This window comes from Bacillus sp. SM2101, assembly GCF_018588585.1.
In the GTDB taxonomy this organism is placed as follows: Bacteria; Bacillota; Bacilli; order Bacillales; family SM2101; genus Nanhaiella; species Nanhaiella sioensis.
This window is the reverse complement of the sequence record NZ_JAEUFG010000140.1, coordinates 1-551: the sequence shown is the minus strand read 5'-3', so window position 1 is coordinate 551 and position 551 is coordinate 1. Positions and strand designations below refer to the sequence as shown.

General features: G+C 35.0%; 1 protein-coding gene. It reads right to left on the bottom strand.

Features of this window, described 5'->3' with window-relative positions:
* On the bottom strand, window positions 1–551 hold a 551-nt coding region (locus tag JM172_RS24630), incomplete at both ends, for a transposase (protein ID WP_352224179.1).

Sequence of the window (551 nt, the reverse complement as noted above, 5' to 3'; positions counted from 1 at the left end):
TGTTGATATTTCTGTTTACGTGAGACGAAATCAATCAATTGCTTTCGAATTTGTTTTGGATACTTACGTTCACTTCTAAAGGCTTTTCGTTCTGAAACGTCTGACGTATCTTCAATTTGTTTATCATACTCAGTTACGACATCGTCTATTTTTGGAACCAATTGAGCGAGCTCTTCCAATGATAATTGCTCAGCCGATTCACGTTCAATTTCAGGTATGATTTCATTTTTAAGTAACTCATTGTACAATTGGTTTGACTTTTCAATTAAACTCTTATGATAGTTCTCAATGGATTTCTTCCATACGAACGTAAATTTATTCGCATTTGCTTCAATCTTTGTACCATCAATAAAAATCGCTTCTTGATCAATAAGTTTTTCTTCAATCAATTGGCAACGGAATTGGACAAAGCATTCTCGAATTAATTCTTTGACTTCTGGTTGAACACGGAATCGATTGATTGTGCGGTAGCTTGGTTCATATCCTTGAGCTAGCCACATCATACGAATACTGTCTTTTAATAGGGCTTCAATTTTGCGTCCAGAAAAGAC